General features: G+C 72.7%; 12 protein-coding genes. 7 read left to right on the top strand and 5 right to left on the bottom strand.

Annotated elements, in window-relative coordinates:
• Positions 1–416: 416 nt before the first annotated feature.
• Positions 417–965, bottom strand: coding sequence for a MarR family winged helix-turn-helix transcriptional regulator (locus tag ACGFYN_RS16915; protein ID WP_393866574.1), 549 nt, complete (start codon positions 963–965; stop codon positions 417–419).
• Positions 966–1075: 110 nt separating this feature from the next.
• Here ACGFYN_RS16915 and ACGFYN_RS16910 point away from each other — a divergent pair, with 110 nt between their 5' ends.
• Positions 1076–2362, top strand: a complete 1287-nt coding sequence (locus tag ACGFYN_RS16910; RefSeq protein ID WP_393866589.1) for an MFS transporter — start codon at positions 1076–1078, stop codon at positions 2360–2362.
• A gap of 6 nt (positions 2363–2368) precedes the next feature.
• Here the strand turns inward: ACGFYN_RS16910 and ACGFYN_RS16905 are convergent, their stop codons facing one another.
• Both ACGFYN_RS16905 and ACGFYN_RS16900 read right to left on the bottom strand, forming a co-directional pair.
• Entirely contained in the window at positions 2369–4024 is a 1656-nt protein-coding gene (locus ACGFYN_RS16905; RefSeq protein WP_393866573.1) for a SpoIIE family protein phosphatase, read from the bottom strand.
• A gap of 222 nt (positions 4025–4246) precedes the next feature.
• Positions 4247–5626: an NAD(P)/FAD-dependent oxidoreductase gene (locus ACGFYN_RS16900; RefSeq protein WP_393866572.1), complete on the bottom strand. Its 1380-nt coding sequence runs from the start codon at positions 5624–5626 to the stop codon at positions 4247–4249.
• Positions 5627–6008: 382 nt separating this feature from the next.
• Here ACGFYN_RS16900 and ACGFYN_RS16895 point away from each other — a divergent pair, with 382 nt between their 5' ends.
• The gene (locus ACGFYN_RS16895; RefSeq protein ID WP_393866571.1) at positions 6009–6782 is read left to right on the top strand and encodes a TetR/AcrR family transcriptional regulator; all 774 of its coding nucleotides are present in this window, start codon (positions 6009–6011) and stop codon (positions 6780–6782) included.
• A gap of 405 nt (positions 6783–7187) precedes the next feature.
• Positions 7188–9149: a sigma-70 family RNA polymerase sigma factor gene (locus ACGFYN_RS16890; RefSeq protein WP_393866570.1), complete on the top strand. Its 1962-nt coding sequence runs from the start codon at positions 7188–7190 to the stop codon at positions 9147–9149.
• A 1-nt stretch (position 9150) separates the two neighbouring features.
• Here ACGFYN_RS16890 and ACGFYN_RS16885 read toward each other — a convergent pair whose 3' ends face one another.
• Entirely contained in the window at positions 9151–12528 is a 3378-nt protein-coding gene (locus ACGFYN_RS16885) for a BTAD domain-containing putative transcriptional regulator (protein ID WP_393866569.1), read from the bottom strand.
• Between the two features lie 85 nt (positions 12529–12613).
• A complete protein-coding gene (locus ACGFYN_RS16880; RefSeq protein ID WP_393866568.1) occupies positions 12614–14713 on the bottom strand; it encodes an asparagine synthase-related protein in 2100 nt (699 codons plus the stop codon).
• 682 nt (positions 14714–15395) lie between these two features.
• Here ACGFYN_RS16880 and ACGFYN_RS16875 point away from each other — a divergent pair.
• The 4 genes from ACGFYN_RS16875 to ACGFYN_RS16860 all read left to right on the top strand — a co-directional run bounded on the left by ACGFYN_RS16875 (position 15396) and on the right by ACGFYN_RS16860 (position 20443).
• Positions 15396–16820, top strand: a complete 1425-nt coding sequence (locus ACGFYN_RS16875; protein ID WP_393866567.1) for an MFS transporter — start codon at positions 15396–15398, stop codon at positions 16818–16820.
• A 70-nt stretch (positions 16821–16890) separates the two neighbouring features.
• Positions 16891–18111, top strand: coding sequence for an L-2-hydroxyglutarate oxidase (lhgO, locus tag ACGFYN_RS16870; protein ID WP_393866566.1), 1221 nt, complete (start codon positions 16891–16893; stop codon positions 18109–18111).
• A 68-nt stretch (positions 18112–18179) separates the two neighbouring features.
• Positions 18180–19052: a tRNA (guanosine(46)-N7)-methyltransferase TrmB gene (gene trmB, locus ACGFYN_RS16865; protein WP_393866565.1), complete on the top strand. Its 873-nt coding sequence runs from the start codon at positions 18180–18182 to the stop codon at positions 19050–19052.
• 71 nt (positions 19053–19123) lie between these two features.
• Complete coding sequence (locus tag ACGFYN_RS16860; RefSeq protein WP_393866564.1) at positions 19124–20443, top strand: PrsW family intramembrane metalloprotease; 1320 nt, start codon at positions 19124–19126, stop codon at positions 20441–20443.
• The last annotated feature ends 10 nt before the right edge of the window (positions 20444–20453 follow it).

Genomic DNA, 20453 nt, shown 5'->3' with positions numbered 1-20453 from the left:
CTGGCGTTGACTTTTGGCACGCTGTTGAGTTCTCAAGGAACGGACGCTTCCTTCGTACTCACCCTCTCGGGCTTTCCTCCGGGCGCTTCCCTTCGGTGTTTCTGACTCTATCAGATCCTTTCGGCGTCTGATTCCCAGTCAGAGGGGGTTGTCTTCCCGGCCGTTGGGCCGTTCCGACGTCTCAAACCTTAGCGGATTCTCTCGGCGATTCCCAATCGGGCCGCCCAGTCCCAGGTGGAATTGAATTCGAGCATGTCGAAATCAACCCGCTTGGGAGATCGTGCTTTGGTTTGGTTTGCCGCTAGTGCGGCGGAGGTGCTGCCGCAGAACCGTTACGGCCCCGTGGCAACCCGAAGAACTTTACGGATCCAGCGAGGGCCTGTCAAGCACCCCGTGTCAAGATCTTTCTCTGTGCCTCAGTCCAGGTCGGTGAGGCGCCCGCCGGCGTCCGGCTGGGCGTGTTCCACCCTACGCAGGAGGCGGGTGAGGACCTCGCCGAGTGCGGTGCGGTCGGCCAGGGACAGGTCCTGGAGGAGATCCTCCTCGAAGACCGTGGCGAGGCGCATCGCCTCCAGCCACTTCTCACGGCCCTCGGCGGTCAGCTCCACGATCACCCGGACCCGGTTGGACTCGTCGCGCTCCCTGGTCACCAGTCCCTCGCCGACCATGCGGTCGATCCGGTGGGTCATCGCGGCCGGCGTCAGGCCGAGGCGCTTGGCGAGGTCGCTCGGGCCCAGGCGGTAGGGAGCGCCGGAGAGCACGAGCGCCTTGAGGACCTCCCACTCGGCGTTGCTGATGCCGAGGGCGGCGGTCTGGCGGCCGTAGGCGACGTTCATACGGCGGTTCAGCCGGGAGAGCGCCGAGACGATCTTCTCGACCTGGGGGTCGAGGTCCCGAAACTCCCGCTGGTACGCGGCGATCTGCTCTTCGAGTGTCGGCTCCGTGACGCCGGGGGTCTGGGCCATGGGCGCAGTATGGCACGCAGCTCCTTTGCCTTGAAGTCCTTGACTGTGTACTCTTTAGCTTCGAACTTTAGCTTTGAAGTCTTCAGTCCTAACTAGTGAGAGAGGTGAACGTGACCAGGGCGATGGGCGCAGCGATGCGCCGGATCCACGTGGGTAACGCACTCAGCGCGTTCGGGCTCGGTTTCACCGTCCCCTACCTGTACGTCTATGTGGCGCAGGTGCGGGGACTGGGAGCCATGACGGCGGGGCTCGTCCTCGCCGTCTTCGCCGTGGCCGCGCTGATCGTGCTGCCGTTCGCCGGACGGGCCATCGTCCGGCGCGGTCCCCGGCCGGTCCTTATCGCCGCCCTGGTCACGGCCGCCGTAGGTGCGCTGAGTCTGGGACTGGCGGGGAGTGCGACGGCCGTACTGCTGTCGTCGGCCGCGCTCGGCGCCGGCCAGGCCGTGATGCAGCCCGCGCTCGCGACGATGATCGTGGACTGCTCCACGGCCGGCACGCGCTCGCGTGCCTTCGCCATGCAGTTCTTCCTGCAGAACCTCGGGCTGGGTGTCGGCGGCCTCATCGGCGGCCATCTCGTCGACGCTACGCGCGTCGACTCCTTCACCCTGCTGTTCTCGATCGAGGCGGCGATGTTCCTGCTGCTGGCGGGTGTGATGGCGACCGTGCGGATGCCGCGGGCGCCGCGCATCGAGGGCGCGCCCGCCCCGTCGGCCAGGGGGAGCTGGAAACAGCTGCTCGGCAACCGGGCCATGGTGCAGCTGTCCGTGCTGGGCTTCGTGCTGTTCTTCGCCTGCTACGGGCAGTTCGAGTCGGGGCTGAGCGCCTACGGCGTCGAGGCCGCCGGGATCTCGACGTCCGCGCTGGGGACGGCGCTGGCCGCCAACACGCTGATGATCGTTGTCGCGCAGTTCGCCGTGCTCAAGTTCGTCGAGCGGCGCCGGCGCTCGCGGGTGATCGCCGGTGTCGGGCTGATCTGGGCCGTCGCGTGGGTCGCGGCCGGTTACGCCGGGCTCGGGCACGGCAGCCGGGAGATGGCGACGGCGGCCTTCGTGTCGACGTACGCGCTGTTCGGGCTCGGTGAGGCGATGCTGTCGCCGACCGTCGCGCCGCTGGTCGCCGATCTGGCGCCGAGCGGGATGGCCGGGCAGTACAACTCGGTCTTCGCCCTGGTGAAGCAGTTGGCGCTGGCCGTGGGGCCGGCCGTCGGCGGGCCGATGGGGGCCTCGCTGCACGGGCCGTACGTGGTGACGTTCCTGGTGTTCTCGCTGGGCATCACCTTCCTCGCCGTACGGCTGGGGCGGCAGCTCACCGCCGTACAGGATCAGCCGTGGCTGGCGCGGAGCCGGGTGGTCGCTCGTGGTGGGGCTGCCGCGGATTCGGTTGTCTCGGAGGCGTAGCCGCCGTCAGGCGGGGGTCTTCGGGAGCAGGAACTCGCACCAGACCGCTTTTCCGCCGCCGGGCGTGCGTCGTGATCCCCAGTTCGAGGCGATGGTCGCGACGATCGCGATGCCTCTGCCGGACTCGTCGACCGGCTCCGCGCGGCGCCGGCGGGGGAGGTGGTCGTCGCCGTCGGTGACCTCGATGATCAGGCGGCGGTCGGTGCGGCGCAGGCGCAGGCGCATGGGGGGCGTGCCGTGCTGGAGGGAGTTGGCGACCAGTTCGCTCGCCGCCAGGACGCCCAGGTCGTGCAGCTCGGACGGGAACCGCCAGCTCGTCAGGACCCCGGAGGCGAAGGCACGCGCGCGTGGGGCCGCTTCGACGCCGCCGAGGAGTTCCAGGGCCGCGTTGCGGAACAGGTCGCTGTCGGGGCCGGTGCGGGCCGGGTGCTGCAGGACCAGGACGGCCACATCGTCGTCGTGGTCCGCGGTGACGCCCGCCGAGCGGACCAGGCGGTCGCAGACGACCTGGGGCGTGCCCGTCGCACCGGCGAGGGCCCGCTCCAGGGAGGCGATGCCCTCGTCCAGGTCCGCGTCCCTGCGTTCGACCAGGCCGTCGGTGTAGAGCACGGCCGTGGCGCCGGGGCCCAGCGGGACCGAGCCCGAGGCGTGCATCCAGCCGCCCGTGCCGAGCGGCGGGCCGGTGGGTTCGTCGGCGCGCAGGACGGTGCCGCTCTCGTCGCGCACCAGGATCGGCAGGTGGCCGGCGGAGGCGTAGACCAGCCGGCCCTCGTTCGGGTCGTGGATGGCGTAGACGCAGGTGGCGATCTGGTTGGCGTCGATCTCGGCGGCTAGGACGTCGAGGAGCTGGAGGATCTCGTGCGGCGGCAGGTCGAGGCGGGCGTAGGCGCGCACGGCCGTGCGGAGCTGGCCCATGACCGCCGCGGCGCGTACGCCCCTGCCCATCACGTCGCCGATGACCAGGGCCGTGCGGCCGCCGCCGAGGGTGATGACGTCGTACCAGTCGCCGCCGACCGCGGCCTCCGTGCCACCGGGCTGGTAGGTGGCCGCGATGCGCAGGTCGTCGGGCTGTTCCAGCTCCTGGGGCAGCAGTGAGCGCTGGAGGGTGACCGCGGTCTCGCGCTGGCTGCGCTCGCTGGCGCGCAGCCGTTCGGCGGCCTCGGCGTGGTCGGTGACGTCGGTGGCGAAGACCAGCACACCGCCGTCGTCGTCCCCCTCGGTGACCGGGGTGCAGGTGAAGGTGTAGGAGCGGCCGTCAGGGGCCTTGCGGGACTTCAGCGTGCGGGGTCTGCCGCTGCGCAGGACCTGGTCGAGGAGCGGCAGCAGGCCCAGTTCGTCGAGTTCGGGGAGCGCGTCGCGGGTGGGCTCGCCCAGGGGCCGTACGCCGAAGGCCGCCACATAGGCGTCGTTGACGTAGGCGACACGGTGGTCGGGGCCGTGGACCAGGGCGACGAGGGCGGGGACGCGGTCGAGCACCTCGCGGACGGGGAGTTCGTCGACGGCCGGCACGGGCGCGTGCTCGTCGGTGAGCTGTTCGGCGCGGGCCGCGGGGACGGAGCTCGCGGTGTCGCCCTGCCGTTCGGGAGCGACCGCGTGATCGGTCCGCCCAGCGGCGCGGCGCTGCGTTCCGGGGAGCCGGGCGCTCCAGCGCGTGAAGTTCACGAATCCTTGCCTCGTGTCGTCGTCTTCGGCGTCTTGGGCCGGCTCCGGACCTGACCGGAGGGCTGGGGGGTGACGCCCCCGGGATGCAGCACGGTGGGAAGAGCCTCTTGGGTGCGGGGGACGAGCGGCTGCTCGCCCTGGGGCGGGATCAGTCTGGCAGTGTCGCTCACCGGGGCGACATCCGTGGGACGCCCTCCCGGGCGTCGGAGTTCCTCGGTCCGGTCAGGACGACCCCTTCGGGTCGCCCAAGGGGTCGGTCGGAGGCTTTCCACCGGCCGCGAGTTCGAACTCCGCCCGCGGGTGTTCGAGCGACCCGAGGGAGACGATCTCCCGCTTGAAGAGACCCGACAGCGTCCATTCGGCAAGGACGCGGGCCTTGCGGTTGAAGGTGGGCACCCTGCTGAGGTGGTACACGCGGTGCATGAACCACGCAGGGTAGCCCTTCAGCTTGCGCCCGTAGACGTGGGCGACGCCCTGGTGCAGGCCGAGCGAGGCGACCGAGCCGACGTACTTGTGGGCGTACGTCTCCAGGGGCTCGCCGCGCAGCGAGTGCGCGATGTTGTCGCCGAGGACCTTGGCCTGGCGGACCGCGTGCTGGGCGTTGGGGGCCGTCTCGGCGCCCGGTTCGGCCGCGGTGACGTCGGGGACGGCGGCCGCGTCTCCTGCCGCCCACGCGTGCGTGGTGCCGTCGACGGTCAGCTGGGGGGTGCATTTCAGCCTGCCCCGGCCGTTGCGCGCCAGGTCGGTCGCGGCGATGAGCGGATGGGGCTTCACGCCGGCCGTCCAGACGACCGTACGGGTCGGGAAGCGGGAACCGTCGCTGAGGACGGCGACCCGGTCCGCGCAGGACTCCAGGCGCGTGTGCAGGCGTACGTCGATGTTGCGGCGGCGCAGCTCGGTGACCGTGTAGCGGCCCATCTCCTCGCCGACCTCGGGCAGGATGCGGTCCGAGGCCTCCACGAGGATCCACTTCATGTCCTCGGGCTGGATGTTGTGGTAGTAGCGGGCCGCGTAGCGCGCCATGTCCTCGAGTTCGCCGAGCGCCTCGACCCCGGCGAACCCGCCGCCGACGAAGACGAAGGTGAGCGCCGCGTCGCGGATCTCGGGGTCGCGGGTGGAGGAGGCGATGTCCATCTGCTCGATGACGTGGTTGCGCAGGCCGATGGCCTCCTCGACCGACTTGAACCCGATGCCGTGGTCGGCGAGGCCGGGGATCGGCAGGGTGCGCGAGATCGAGCCGGGCGCCAGGACGAGTTCGTCGTACGTGAGCTGCTCCGGGCCCGCTCCCTCCTCCTCGGTGGCGAGGGTGGTGAGGGTGGCGGTGCGCTTGGCGTGGTTGATCGACTGCACCTCGCCGACGACGACATGGCACCGGTCGAGGACGCGGCGCAGCGGTACGACGACGTGACGCGGGGAAATGGCACCGGCCGCCGCCTCGGGAAGGAACGGCTGATAGGTCATGTACGGGTCCGGAGTGACGACGGTGATGTCGACCTCGTCCCGCCTCAGTTCTTGTTTCAGCCTCCGCTGGAGGCGCAGAGCCGTGTACATCCCGACGTAGCCGCCGCCGACAACGAGAATGCGCGCACGTTCCTTCACCATCCCATGACGCACCCAGCGCTTGAGTTTGTCCACAGCCCCGACAATTTGTGTGACCGCCTGCCCAGGACGCCCAGGGTTGGCCGGATTGCCCGAGTGCTGGGAAGGATTGCAGGTCAGAGGATGTGCGCCTGATGACCTTGGGGGGCGTAATCGGGACGTATGCGGCCCGTGGTCCGATCGGGGGGCGCTCCGTGCGGAACCTGCCCCTTCTGAATTGACCCCCGCTCAACTATGTTCGTGTGTCGACGGGGTGTAGGGGGATGCGCTCATCGCTCATCGAGTCCGCGAGGGGCGGACCGGTGAACCGGGCATGTTCCCGCGCTCCGGCATCAGATGGCGGGGAGAGTCTCCGGGGGGAGACGTCATTACCGGGGGAACACTTATGCATGTTCAGGACTCTCATTGGTCGTCCGCGTCAGCACTGACAACGGGCGGCATGGTAAGCGCGGCGGCGGGCAACGGACGCGACGGATCGCGTACGACGCCGCTGCGCGTGGACGCACAGCGCAATCTGGAGCACGTCTTGCGCGCGGCGCGGGAGGTCTTCGGCGAACTGGGCTACGGCGCGCCGATGGAGGACGTGGCGCGCCGGGCGCGGGTGGGTGTGGGCACCGTGTACCGGCGGTTCCCGAGCAAGGACGTCCTGGTGCGGCGGATAGCCGAGGAGGAGACCTCCCGGCTGACCGACCAGGCCCGCGCGGCACTTGGCCAGGAGGACGAGCCGTGGTCGGCGCTCTCGCGCTTCCTGCGGACCTCGGTGGCCTCGGGCGCCGGGCGGCTGCTGCCGCCGCAGGTGCTGCGGGTCTCGGTCACCGACGAAGGTGACGGCCGCTCCGACGGCAATGTGTTCGACGAGGCCCGGGTGCCGCAGCAGCGGATCCAGCCGGGCTCCGGCGAGCTGCGATTGGTCTCCGAGGAAGCCTCGAGGGCCGCGGACGAGGACGACACGGGCGCGGCGGCGCTGCTCGAGGTCGTGGGCCGGCTCGTGGAGCGGGCGCGCACGGCCGGTGAGCTGCGGGCCGACGTGTCGGTGTCGGACGTCCTGCTGGTCATCGCCACGGCGGCGCCCTCGCTGCCGGACCCGGCACAGCAGGCGGCCGCCTCCTCGCGACTGCTGGACATCCTGCTCGAAGGGCTGCGGTCGCGACCTGTCTGATCCGCGGACACGGTCTCGTGCTGGAGCGCGGGCGCTGCGCAGCCCGCGCGTCCGGCGTGTGCGCCGGGACGACACGGGGCCGTGGGCGACCCGAGGTCCGAGGTCGCGGGCGATCCGAGGCCGTAGGCCATCCGAAGCCGTGGCGCTACGGGCCCCTGGGCGATCTGACGCCGGGAGTGATCCGATGCCGGGACCCTGTCGGACATTTCCGGTAAGTCGCTCAACTGCCGCACGCTGAACGTCAATTGACCCTTCCCCGAATGGGGGACGCCCAGTACTACGGCACGACAAGTGCCCACGGACGAGTGGATGGTCCGCCCTGCGGGGTCCTGAACAAAAGCCAATATGGCACTCTGACCCGGTGTTCGGGACTGGTGGGTCAGGCGGCGGCAGGGGCGTTCCGCGATGAGCTTCGACGGGCGGGACGAGTCGCCTTCTGACGGCGACGAGGGAGCCGGCGGTCCGCCGCAGGTGCCGAGTCAGGGCGGACGGGCGGGCGGGCCGCAGAGCGGTGGCCCCGCCGAGACCGTGATTCCGATGCAGGGCGGCGAGCCCGTCGGACCTGTCGAATCCGTCGATCCCGCGGAGGGCACCGTCCCGGCGCAGCGCGAGCTGCACGAGGACAGCGTGCTGCCACCGCCGAGGGACTTCCCGCCGTCCGACGCCGACCTGATCGTGCGGATGCGCTCCGGCGACGACACAGCGTACGAGGAGCTCTACCGGCGCCACGCGGACGCCGTGCGCCGCTACGCCCGCACCTGCTGCCGCGACGCCCACACCGCGGACGATCTCACGGCCGAGGTCTTCGCCCGCATGCTCCAGGCCGTACGCGGGGGCCACGGTCCCGAGCACGCCGTACGCGCCTATCTGCTCACGAGCGTCCGTCGTGTCGCCGCGAGCTGGACGAAGTCCGCCAAGCGGGAGCACCTGGTCGACGACTTCGCGGTCTTCGCCGCGCAGGCCGCGCGCTCCTCCGAGGTCTCCGACGACGACACGCTCGACCTCGGCGCCGACGTGCGGGCGATGCACGTGGCCGAGCAGTCCATGGCCATGCAGGCATTCCGGTCGCTGCCCGAGCGCTGGCAGGCCGTGCTGTGGCACACCGAGGTCGAGGACGAGTCGCCGAGCGACGTCGCCACGCTCTTCGGGCTGGACGCCAACGGCACGCGCGTGCTCGCCAGCCGCGCCCGCGAGGGCCTGAAGCAGGCCTACCTCCAGGCCCACGTCAGCGCCACGCTCGCCGACGACGAGGAGTGCGCCCGCCACGCCGACCGGCTCGGCGCCTACGCCCGCGGCGGACTGCGCACCCGTGCCGAGCGGGGGCTGCGCAAGCACCTGGAGGAGTGCGCCAAGTGCCGCCTGGCCGCGGGACAGATCAAGGAAGTCGCCGGCGGTATCCCCGGTGTCGTTCCGGTCGCGGTCATCGGCTGGTTCGGCGCCGCCGGGTACGCCAAGGCGGCCGCGCTCATCGCCGGCGGCACCGGAGCCGGTGCCGCGGGCGTGGCGGGTGCGGCCGCGGCGGCGGGCGGCGGTTCGTCCGGCGGTGCGGGCGCCGGTGGCGCGGCGGCCGCCGAGGGGCTGGGCGCGCCCGCGAAGGTCGGCCTCGCCACCGCCGCCGTGGTCGCCGCGGCAGGCGTGGCCCTCGCGCTCGCGCTGTCCGGCAGCGACGCCCCGGCCAAGAAGCAGGACGCCAAGGCGCCCTCCTCCGCGCCGTCCGTCCGGCCGGAGTCGCCGAAGCCGGCGCCGCCGAAGAAGGCGCCCGCGCCGAAGCCGCCGTTCGTACCGGTGTCGGCCACCGAGCCGGCACCGGCACCGACGCCGTCCCCCCGGCCGCATCACACCCCGAAGCCGGCTCCCACCCCGAAGCCCGAGCCGAAGCCGACCCCGAAGCCCACCCCCACGCCGACCCCGAAGCCCAGCCCCCCGCCGCCCCCGGTGGTCTACGAGTGGAGCGCGCTGGCCTACGACCTCACCGGCGACGGCACTGAGCCGGAGATGCGGCTCGGCGAGAGCAGCTGGGTCTGGCAGCGGTACGGCATGTCGATCGCCGGCAAGCAGTACGCGCGCGGTGTGACCGTGCACGGCGAGTCCTCCGTCACGATCGACCTCAACCGCACCTGCTCGGCCTACGACGCCGTGGTGGGCGTCGACGACATGACCCTGGGGATCGGCAAGGTCTACTTCTCCGTCTACGCCGACGGCGTCCCACTGTGGCGGTCCGGGACGGTCCAGGGCGGCGCCCCGGCGGTCCCGGTCCATGTGAACCTCGCCGGGCACAGGACCGTACGCCTGGTCGTCTCGCCGCAGAGCGGCTTCGACTCGCTGACGCCGGCGGACTGGGCCGAGTCGAAGTTCACCTGCTCGTAGCTCACCCGTGGACGCGTACGGCCTGGTCCAGTTCGGCGAGGACTCCGTCGGGCGCGAGGGACGCGCCGCGGGCGCGCTCCGCCTCGAACTCCTCGGCGCTCAGCGCGGCTCGGGCGGCGGTCTCGGCGCGCTCGGCCTCGGCGCGCTCCGGCATGGGGCGCGGGGCGCCGTCACGCCGGCTCTCCGCGGCGGCGAGCAGACGGACCGCGCGCGGATGCTCCCCGAGATCGGACAGCAGGACCGCCGCGTGGTCCACGAGGGTCGCCGTGACCACGTCGGCGCACCGCTGGTCCACTGCCTCACGGATGGTGTGCGCCAGCTTCGGCAGACCGCGCTCCGGGCCGGTCTCGGCGACCGTCACCAGGGTGTCGACCGCGCTCAGCATCACCATGAACTGCGGCGGCGGTGTGCCGCGGCCGGTCTCCACACGAGCCGCGTCGGCCAACTCCCGCGCGCGGGCGGTGTCCTTCTCGTCCAGCGCGAGCTGGGCGCGCATCAGCAGGAGGAACGCCCTGGTGTCCGGCACCCCGTACTGGTCGGCGGCCGCCGTCGCCTCGTCGAGCCCGCGCAGGGCGGTGGCGCGGTCGCCCGCGCGGTAGGCGATCTCGGCGAGCCGGGCCATCAGGAACGGCGTCTCGGCGTACGCCCCCACCTCGTAGGCGAGCCGCAGCGCCTCGTCGTACTCGCCCTTGGCCTCGTCCAGCCTGCTACGCGCCATCGCCGCCTCGCCGGCCGCGCTGCACACCTGGGCCCGCATCCAGCGGTCACCGACGCGGCGGCTCAGCACCCTGAGCTCAGCGAGGTCCTCGTCGACACCCTTCAGGCCGCCCGATGAGTCGACGGCCATGTGCGTGCGGAACATCAGGGCGACGCCGATCGCCCACTCGTCGCCGTGCACACGGCAGTTGGCGACCGTCTTGTCCAGGGCGGCACGGGCGTCCGCCGAGGCCAGGACGAAGGTGGCCAGCGGCCAGGCGATGCCCGGCAGACGGGCCGCGTCCGGGCCGCCCCGCGCGAAGTGGTCCCTCAGCCGGGTGATGTACGCGCGCATCCGGTCGTCCAGGGCGCCGTCGTCCATCCGCTCGGAGTCCGACCTCAGGAACACGTGCAGCATCCGGAGGTTCATCCGGAGCCTGTGCCGCGGGTGGTCCGACTCGCCCTCCGGGGCGGCCAGGAAGGCGTCCACGGGGTCGATCTGTCCGACGGGGCCGCTCGTCCGGCCGTTCGTCCAGCCGGCCGTCCGGGCGGTGGTGAGGGACCGGGTGGCGGACGGGGAGACCGTGGCTGCGGGGTGTGCGTCCAGGGCCGCGCCCAGGCGCAGGGTGCGGTCCAGCCAGTCGATGGCCTCCGGGCGGTAGTTGCGCAGCCAGCAGAACCAGCCGATGTTGAGCGCGAGGGCGCCCGCCTCCTCCTCGTCGCCGCAGATGAGCGCGCGGTGGAAGGCCGCGCGGATGTTGTCCAGCTCGGTCTCCAGGCGGGAGATCCACGGGAGTTGATCGGCGGAGCGCAGCAGCGGCTCGGCCTTCTCCACCAGCGCGCGCACCCACGCGCGGTGCCGCCGCTCGGCCTCGGCGCGCGACTCCGGGGCCTCGGCTGCGCGCTCCGCGGCGTACTCGTGGATGGTCTCCAGCATGCGGTACCGCATGCCGGCCGAGCCGTCCTGGTCGTAGGGAGTGCCGGTGCCGTACGGGGCCGCCACGATCAGGGACTTGTCCACGAGCGCCCCGATGAGATCGGCCGCCGGGCCGGTGCACACGGCCTCCGCCGCCGCGAGGTCCCAGCCGCCGGCGAAGACGGAGACCTCGCGCAGCACGGTGCGCTCCCGCTCGTCGAGCAGGTCCCAGGACCAGTCGACGACCGCGCGCAGGGTCTGCTGGCGAGGCAGGACCGTACGGCTGCCGGAGGTGAGAAGGCGGAAGCGGTCGTCGAGCCGGTCGGCGATCTGCCGCGGTGTGAGCAGCCGCAGCCGGGCCGCGGCCAGCTCGATGGCGAGCGGCAGTCCGTCCAGACGGCGGCAGATCTCCTGGACCGCCTCCCGGTCGCGCAGCACGGCCTCGGCGTCGGGACGGACGGCGGACGCGCGCTCCTCGAAGAGCCGCAACGCCTGGTCGGGAACGAGGGGTTCGACCGGGCGCACCGACTCGCCGGGGACACCCAGGGGTTCACGGCTGGTGGCGAGGATCGTGAGTCCCGGGCAGCGGGTGAGCAGCGTCTCGGCGAGGGTGGCCGCCGCTTCGACGACATGTTCGCAGTTGTCAAGGATCAGGAGCTGGCTGCGCGGGGCGCAGTACTCGACGAGCAGGGCGACGGGGTCGTCCTGCGGGGCCGTCAGCTCGGTGGTCATCAGCACGGTCTCGCGCAGACCGAGCGCGCTGACCACCGCTCCGGGCACCGCTTCCGGCCGGTCGAGCGGAGCCAGCTCGACCAGCCACGCCTGCGGAAGCCCGGCGGCGGCCTCCTCGGCGAGGCGGGTCTTTCCGGAGCCGCCGGGGCCGGTGAGGGTGACGAGTCTCGCCCTGTGCAATTCGGAACGGATGGCGTCGAGTTCAGGTTCCCGGCCCACGAAAGAGGTAAGCCGCGGACGGAGGTTGCCGACGCGGGCGGGGTCGGGGGCCGGCGCGGGCCGGGGCGGGTGCGGGCGTTCGACTTCGGGTGCTCGGGGCGCCGGGGTGAGCAGTTCCGTGTGCAGGGCGCGCAGCCCCGGGCCCGGGTCGGCGCCGAGGCCTTCGGCCAGGGCGCGGCGGGCGGTCTCGTACGCGGCGAGGGCGTCCGCCGTGCGGCCCGTGTCGCGCAGGGCGCGGATGAGGAGGGCGTGCAGCGGCTCGTCGTACGGGAACGCCGTCGTCAGTTCCTTCAGGTGCGGTACGGCGGCGTGGGCGCGCCCGAGGCGCAGGTCCGCGTCGATGCGGGCGCGGGTCGCCTCCAGGTGCAGGGCCTCCGGGCGGGTCGCGGGGGTGCGGTCGGGGAGGTCCGCGAGGGCGGGGCCGCGGTACAGGGCGAGGGCCTCGGCCAGGGTGCGGGCGGCGGTCTGCGGGTCGTCCTGGCCGAGGGCTGCCGTGCCCCGGCGTACGAGTCGCTCGAAGACGAACAGGTCCACGTCGTCCTCGGCCGCCTCCAGGCGGTAGCCGCCGGGGGCCGAGGTGATCGTGTCCTTGCCCAGGGTGCGGCGGAGCCGGGCGATCAGGGCCTGGAGGGCGGCGGGGGCGTCGTGCGGCGGGGTGTCCGACCAGACCTCGTCGATGAGGGTGTCGGGGGTGGTGATCCGGCCGGGGCGCAGGGCCAGGGCGGTGAGGAGGGTGCGGAGGCGCGGGCCGGGGACGGGTACGGCGGTGCCGTGGTCGTCCTCGGCCTGGGTGACGCCCAGGATTTTGTACCGCACCGGGTCATTGTCGCCGGGGGGCCTGTGTGCGGCACGGGGTTTTGCCGCTGCGGTGCGGCGGACCGGCGCTTCGAAGCATCCCTCCCTAGGCGACCCCGGCCCCCTCGCCGGAGGCCAACGCCCCCCTCTGCGGATGGATCCCCGCCGGTACCGCCCGCTGCCGGGCCGGGGTGCCCGTCCAGCAGGTGCCTCGGCGGGCCAGGAGGCGGCGGAGCCAGAGTTCCAGGGAGACGAGGTCGGCGAGGCCGTCCAGGGGGAGGGGTTCGCCGGCCGCCGCCGCGCGGAGGGCCTTGCGGACCGTGCGGGCCTCGACCAGGCCCGCCTCGGCGAGGAGGGGGGTGCCGAAGAGGGCCATCAGGGAGTCGGCGGCGACGCGGAGGCCGGTGCGGGCCGCCACCGCCGCCGAGGCGTGGGAGGGGACGCCCCAGCCGGGCGGGAGGTCGCTGACGCCGGCGCCCTCCAGGACCGAGCTCAGGATGGCGGCACGGGCGCCCGGCTGGACGCGCAGGGCCTCGGGCAGGGTCCGGCACGCGCGTACGACCTGGTTGTCCAGGAAGGGCGCGTGCAGGCGCTGGGAGCGGATCTCGGCCGCCTGCTCCAGGACGCGCAGGTCCGCAGCGTGGCGGGCCAGGGCGGCACGCGCGCGGTAGTCGCCGGGACGCTGGCCCGGCCCCACGCCCGAACGGCCCGTCGACGCCTGTAGGCGAACCGATACTTCAGCGAGGGCCTCGCCGGTCAGCCAGCGTGCCGCGGGACCCGGTCTGGCCCAGGTGAGGGCCGCCAGGGAGGCGCCGACGGCGCCTCCGGGCTCGTCGAAACGGCGCTGCAGCAGGCGGTCGGCCAGCACCTCGAGACCGGTGCGGTACGGGGTGCGGGCGAGGCGGCGGGCCGCGCCGTACACGCGCGCGGGCACCATCACCGAGCCGTCCGCCTTGGCGAGTGCGGCCACGGGGCGCACGAGGTGGCGGCGCTTGCGGTCCATCAGGAGGTCGGCCAGGCGGGCCGGATGCGCGTCCAGGACCTGGCGGGCGCCGTAGCCCGTGAAGTGGTCGGCGCTGCCCGAGGCCAGCCGGGCCCGGTGCCGCGCCGCCGTCACCAGGCACTGGCCGGGCTCGTCGGTCAGCGGGCCGTCCAGCTCGGCGTACGGGAGCGCCTCCTCGCCGCCGGTCACCACCACGTGGTGCAGGCGCGGGTTGGCGGCCAGGCTTCCCGCGCGCTCCAGTTCGGCCTCGCGGCCGCCGACCGCCAGGTCGTTGAAGGTGACCGCCAGCAGTCGCTCCCCCGCGCCCGTGCCGTGGCCCAGGACCGTGCCCGGCATCCCGGGCAGGCCCGCGGCGAGCAGCGCCAGGGTGCCAGAGGCCGGGCCGCCGGAGAGGTCGGCGCCGATGCCGGCGACCGGCATCCCGCGCGCGGCGCGCCGCTCGGCCGGGCCCATGCCGGGCACCGGGCCTGGGTCTATGTCGGTCCCGGGGACGTGCCTGGGCGCCGACAGACGCGCGCGTACCGCGTCGATCAGCGCGTCGCGCACCGCGTCGATCGCGCTGTCGGGGTCCGCCGAGGGCGCCGCCACCGCGAGGGAGGCGACGGGCTCGTAGCCGGCGATCTCGCGTGCTCCGGCGCGCAGGATCAGTGCGTGCCCGGGCGGAATGCGCCGCACTCCGTCGTAGGGCGTGGAGTCGTGCAGTGCGGCCGGCACGTCGGGGGCGGCGAGCAGCGCGGCGAGGTGGCCGAAGTCGAGGTTGGCCTCGATGAGGTCGGCGAGCGGGAGGGCCGCGGTGGCGTAGGCCGTGCCGCCCGCCCACGGCGTGTAGAAGATGGGACGGGCGCCCGCGAGATCGCCGCAGACGGTGAGCCTGCGGCCGACCTGGACGATCGCCGTGTAGCTGCCCGGCCAGGCCGTCAGATGCCGCAGAGCGCCTCCGCGCGCGGCGAACAGCCCGACGCGCAGCTGCTCGTCGGAGGCAGCGCAGGTACCCAGCACCGCGATCCGGGTCTGGGCGTCGGCCTTCACCACCCGCACCTCGTCGGGGCGCCAGTCGCCGACCGCCCAGAGCGGATCGGGGTCGCCCCACAGGAGCTGGGAGCCCACCGGGTGCACGGTCTCGCCGCCCTCTGAGGTGACCCCTGCGGAGGCGAAATCCAAAGCCCCCGCTGCGGTGCTGCTCCACCCCACCAACCACCGCATCGACGCCTCCACAAGCTGTGGACAACCAGTGCACCGCACGAACTGGTTCCCCATGCTGCCATGAAGGACGCACGCCGGAGGGGCGGCGGAGCTGCTTGTACCGCGCGGAATACGCTGGGGCGCTCACCCTTCCGAGAGGACGAACGCCCGTACGTGGCACGGTCGCTGCGACGCGAATGCGCCCCCGCAATGCTCCCCGAAAACGCCTTTCGCGCCCTCAAGTTCCATGGTGGGAGCGGTATTTGCGCGGAGAACACGGGGTCGATTTTCGGCCAAATACCTGACGCGAGCGCAGGCGTCGACACGCTCCGTACAGGCTCTGCGCAGCACATCGGCCGCGCGCAGCCCGGGAGACGGAGTTCGCCCCCCGGGCCCGTCCGCCGCCCGCGGGGATGGTGGCGGCGGTGTCCCCCAGCCCACTGGATCCAGTACAGCGGGCCGACCCACGCATCATCATGGAAGCGCTCCCCGGTTGGCCGGAGAAGAGCGCACGCACGGGCGCACGGCCACACAGCGGGAGCACGGCACAACTGCGCGTATCGCACCCGTACTTCCGTGCGGACCACAATCCCGCCATCCGGAGTTATGCCCCTTAACGCTTGGGATGCGGCGAACTACGCTGGGTTTACGAATGCCGCGTGGTTATGCCAGCGCGGCAGCCGTCTGTGTCGAGGGGTGGCGCATGTCCAGGGAGCAACGCGGGCCGAACGAAAAGCTCGGCGCCGTTCTCGCCCTCGCGGGAATCAGCAACGCAGGACTCGCGCGACGCGTCAACGACCTTGGCGCTCAACGCGGGCTGACACTTCGCTACGACAAGACCTCGGTGGCGCGCTGGGTTTCGAAGGGCATGGTGCCCCAGGGCGCCGCGCCGCACCTCATCGCCGCCGCGATCGGCCAGAAGCTCGGCCGCCCTGTGCCGCTCCACGAGATCGGCCTGGCGGACGCGGATCCCGCACCCGAAGTCGGGCTCGCCTTCCCCAGGGACGTAGGACAGGCGGTGCGGTCGGCGACGGATCTCTACCGTCTCGACCTCGCCGGGCGCCGGGCCGGCGCCGGTGGCATCTGGCAGTCGCTGGCCGGATCGTTCGCAGTAAGCGCCTACGCAACGCCGGCCTCACGGTGGCTGATAACACCGGCCGACAGTTCGGTGGCGCGCGAGGCGAACCCCGCCGAGGGCTCGGGCGCACCGCTCAAAGTCGGCCACAGCGACGTGCAGAAGTTGCGGGAGGCCGCAGAGGACGCCAGGCGCTGGGACTCCAAGTACGGAGGCGGCGACTGGCGTTCGTCGATGGTGCCCGAATGTTTACGGGTGGAGGCGGCACCGCTGCTGCTCGGCTCGTACTCGGACGAGGTGGGGCGGGCGCTGTTCGGCGCCTCCGCCGAACTCACGCGCCTCGCCGGGTGGATGGCCTTCGACACGGGCCAGCAGGAGGCCGCGCAGCGGTACTACATCCAGGCCCTGCGCCTCGCGCGCGCTGCGGCCGACGTCCCCCTCGGGGGGTACGTGCTGGCATCGATGTCGCTGCAGGCGACGTACCGCGGCTTCGGTGACGAGGGCGTCGACCTCGCGCAGGCCGCCCTGGAGCGCAACCGGGGCCTGGCGACCGCCCGCACCATGAGCTTCTTCCGCCTCGTCGAGGCACGCGCGCACGCGCGCGCCAACGACGCCCAGGCGGCGGGCGCCGCGCTGAAGGCCGCGGAAGGATGGCTGGAGCGGTCCCGTGAGGGCGACAACGACCCGACCTGGCTCGGCTTCTACTCCTACGACCGGTTCGCCGCGGACGCGGCCGAGTGCTACCGCGACCTGAAGGCTCCGCGTCAGGTGCGCCGCTTCACGGAGCAGGCGCTGTCGAAACCGACGGAGGAGTTCGTACGGTCGCACGGTCTGCGGCTGGTCGTCTCGGCCGTCGCTGAGCTGGAGTCCGGCAACCTCGATGCCGCGTGCGAGCAGGGCGTGCGGGCGGTGGAGGTCGCGGGGCGCATCTCCTCGGCGCGCACCACCGAGTACGTGAAGGATCTTCTGCACCGGCTGGAGCCCTACGGGGACGAGCCGCGGGTGGTGGAGCTGAGGGAGCGGGCGAGGCCGCTGCTGATGGCACCGGCGTGAGGTCGGCAGACCTCCGCTTCCCCGCGTTTGAAGCGACTGTCAGTGGCGCAGTGCACTATCGAATGCGGAGGTGGTGCAGGTGCGGCCGGAGATCGCTTACGACTGCGACGTGCTGGTGATCGGTGGCGGGATCGTCGGGCTGTCGACGGCGTTCGCGATCACGCGTGCCGCGCCGGGGACCCGGGTGACCGTGCTGGAGAAGGAGCCGGGACCCGCCCGGCACCAGACGGGGCGCAACAGCGGGGTCATCCACAGCGGGATCTACTACCGCCCCGGCTCGCTCAAGGCGCGGTACGCGGTGCGGGGCGCCGCCGAGATGGTGAAGTTCTGCGCCGAGTACGGCATCGCGCACGCAGTGACCGGCAAGCTCATCGTCGCCACGGAGCGGGAGGAACTGCCCCGCCTGCACGCCCTGGTGCAGCGCGGCCGGGAGAACGGCATACCGGTGCGGGAGCTGGGCACGACCCAGATCGACGAGTACGAGCCGGAGGTGCGGGGCCTCGCGGCGATACACGTCGGGACGACGGGCGTGTGCGACTTCGTGGGCGTGGCCCGTCAGCTCGCCGAGGCGTCGGGGGCGGAGATCCGGTACGGCGCGCGGGTCGAGTGGATCGACCGGCGGCCGGAGCTCGGGGTCGCGGTGCGCACCCGGGCCGCGGACGTCGTCCGGGCGCGGGTGCTGGTGAACTGCGCCGGGCTGTACTGCGACGAGGTGGCGCGGCTGACCGGGGACGACCCGGAGATGCGGATCGTCCCCTTCCGTGGGGAGTACTACGAGCTGGCGCGGCCCGACCTGGTGCGCGGTCTGGTGTATCCGGTGCCGGATCCGGCGTTCCCCTTCCTCGGCGTGCATCTCACGCGCGGGATCGACGGAGGCGTGCACATCGGGCCCAACGCGGTGCCGGCGCTGGCGCGCGAGGGGTACGGCTGGGGCGTCGTCAGGCCGCGGGAGGTGGCCGGGACGCTGGCGTGGCCCGGGGCGTGGCGGATGGCGCGGCGGCACTGGCGTTACGGCGCGGGAGAGATGCGGCGGTCGGTGTCCAAGGGGGCGTTCACCAAGGCGGTGCGCAGGCTGCTGCCTGCGGTGGGTCCGGATGATCTGGTGCCCACGGACGCGGGGGTCCGGGCGCAGGCCGTGCTGCGGGACGGCTCGCTGGTGGACGACTTCCTGATCAAGGAGGGGCCACGGGCGGTGCACGTGCTGAACGCGCCCTCGCCCGCGGCGACCGCTTCGCTGCCCATCGGGCGGGAGGTGGCGAGGAGGGCGCTGGTGATGCTGGGTGCGGTGTGAGACGTGCCCCGCGCCACAGGTCCGTCGCCGCCGCCCACCCCCACCACCCCCGTAAAATCGACCCCACTGTGTCTGACTCGCTCAATGCCTCCGAAGTCCCCCAGCCCGTCGGCCCCGCCCACCGCGGGCCGGACGAGCTCTCCCCGCACGCGCCCGGTGTGTCCGTCAGGCACACCAGGGCGAAGGGGGAGCCGCGTTTTCCGGACGGGCCGAAGGCCGACCCCGCGGGGTCGCACTTCGAGCGGCGGATCCGGAGCTTCCAGCCGCGGCGGAGCCGGGTGACGGCGGGGCAGGCGGACGCGCTGCAGCGGCTGTGGTCCCAGTGGGGGCTGGACATCGACGGGCAGGAGACGATCGATCTCGCCGAGATGTTCCAGAACACCGACCGCGTCGTGCTGGAGATCGGTTTCGGGATGGGCGAGGCGACCGCGCGGATGGCCGCCGCGGACCCGGGGACGAACATCCTCGCCGTGGACGTGCACACCCCTGGCCAGGGCAATCTGCTCAACCTCGCCGAGCAGCACGGGCTGTCCAACGTCCGGGTGGGCAACGGGGACGCCATCATCCTGCTGCGCGAGATGCTCCGCCCGGACTCACTGGACGGGCTGCGCGTGTACTTCCCCGACCCCTGGCCCAAGAAGCGGCACCACAAGCGGCGGCTGATCCAGCCGGAGTTCCTCGACCTCGTCGCGACCCGCGTCAGACCCGGCGGCATCGTGCACTGCGCGACCGACTGGGAGCCGTACGCCGAACAGATGCTCGAGGTGCTCGGTGCGCACCCGGCGTTCGAGAACACTCAGGCGGACGGCGGTTTCGCGCCGCGTCCCGACTTCCGGCCGCTGACCCGTTTCGAGGGCCAGGGTCTGGAGAAGGGACATGTCGTGAACGACCTGCTCTTCCGTCGCGTACAGCACCGCAACCAGCCCCCCACCGGCGCCTGAACCCCCTTCGGCCGCACGGGCGATCCGACGTACCGTCGCGGGCGGCGCCCTGCCTCGTTAGGGTCAATGCCGTGGCCAGCAGTCCCCCGTACCCGACGCATCCGCCGCATCCCGGCGGCCCGGCCGGTGGTGCGCTCAGGCATGCGCACTGGTGGCAGCGCAGAGGAGTGCGGTACGGCGCGCTCAGCACTCTTCTCGCGCTCTCCGGGCTCGTCATCCTGGCTCTGGTGCGCGAGCAGACCGGCACCGAAGGGTTCCTGGTGGGGCTGGGGCTGGCCGTGCTGCCCGTCCCCCTGCTCATAGCCGCCTTCCGCTGGCTCGACCGCGTCGCACCCGGGCCCTGGCGCAACCTGCTGTTCGCCTTCGCCTGGGGAGCCTGCGCGGCGGCGCTGATAGCGATCGTCGCCAACAGCTTCGCCACGAAGTGGATAGCGACGGCGACGGCCGATCCGTCCAGCGCCGACACCCTCGGCGCGACCGTGATAGCGCCCATCGTCGAGGAGTCGGCGAAGGCGGCGGCCGTCCTCCTCGTCTTCCTGTTCCGCAGACGGGACTTCACCGGGATCGTCGACGGCGTCGTCATAGCCGGCGTCACCGCCACCGGCTTCGCGTTCACCGAGAACATCCTCTATCTGGGCACCGCCTTCGGCACCGACCAGCTCACCGGCGAACGCGGCATCGCCTCCGTCACCGCCGCGACGTTCTTCGTGCGCGTCATCATGTCGCCGTTCGCGCACCCGCTCTTCACCGTCCTGACCGGCATCGGCTTCGGCCTCGCCGCGGTCTCCTCGGAGCGCCAGCATCTGCGGCGGATCCTGGTCCCGCTCTCCGGCCTGCTGCTCGCGATGGGCATGCACGCGATCTGGAACGGCTCGTCGACCTTCGGCGAGTACGGGTTCTTCGCCGTCTACGCCGCCTTCATGGTCCCGGCGTTCGGCCTGCTGACCTGGCTGGTGATCTGGACACGCCAGCGCGAACTGCGCACCGTGCGCGAGGAACTGCCCGCCTACGCCGTGGCCGGCTGGCTCTCCCCCGCCGAGCCCTACGCCCTCGGCTCGATGCGGGCCCGCCGGCTGGCCCGCGACTACGCCGCCCACTACGGCGGCCGGCCCGCGGCACGCCAGGTCACCCAGTACGAGGCGTACGCGACCTCGCTGGCCTTCCTGCGGCACCGGGGCCGGTGCGGCCGCGCCGGCGCGGACTTCGTCGTGAGGGAACGGGAGTTGCTGTACGAGCTGTGGCGGCGGCGCGAGGTGTCGCGTCCGGCGCTGGACTACGCGGCGCGCGCGACGGCGCCCGCGGTCCCCGTGGTCGCGCCGCCCTGGCCGGTGTACGGGGTGTACGGATACCCCGCGATACCGAACCCCGCGTACAACCCGTACCAGTCGTAGGGTCCGCCCG

It is taken from the genome of Streptomyces sp. NPDC048419 (assembly GCF_043200415.1).
GTDB lineage: Bacteria > Actinomycetota > Actinomycetes > Streptomycetales > Streptomycetaceae > Streptomyces.
Note: the sequence above shows the minus strand (reverse complement) of the source record. Positions and strands in the feature narration are given on the sequence as shown.

Coding starts and splice junctions, on each gene's coding strand:
- ACGFYN_RS16880 (WP_393866568.1), bottom strand. CDS start 14,713: ATGCGGTGGTTGGTGGGGTGGAGCAGCACCGCAGCGGGGGCTTTGGAT.
- ACGFYN_RS16915 (WP_393866574.1), bottom strand. CDS start 965: ATGGCCCAGACCCCCGGCGTCACGGAGCCGACACTCGAAGAGCAGATC.
- ACGFYN_RS16890 (WP_393866570.1), top strand. CDS start 7,188: ATGAGCTTCGACGGGCGGGACGAGTCGCCTTCTGACGGCGACGAGGGA.
- ACGFYN_RS16895 (WP_393866571.1), top strand. CDS start 6,009: ATGCATGTTCAGGACTCTCATTGGTCGTCCGCGTCAGCACTGACAACG.
- ACGFYN_RS16875 (WP_393866567.1), top strand. CDS start 15,396: ATGTCCAGGGAGCAACGCGGGCCGAACGAAAAGCTCGGCGCCGTTCTC.
- ACGFYN_RS16900 (WP_393866572.1), bottom strand. CDS start 5,626: ATGGTGAAGGAACGTGCGCGCATTCTCGTTGTCGGCGGCGGCTACGTC.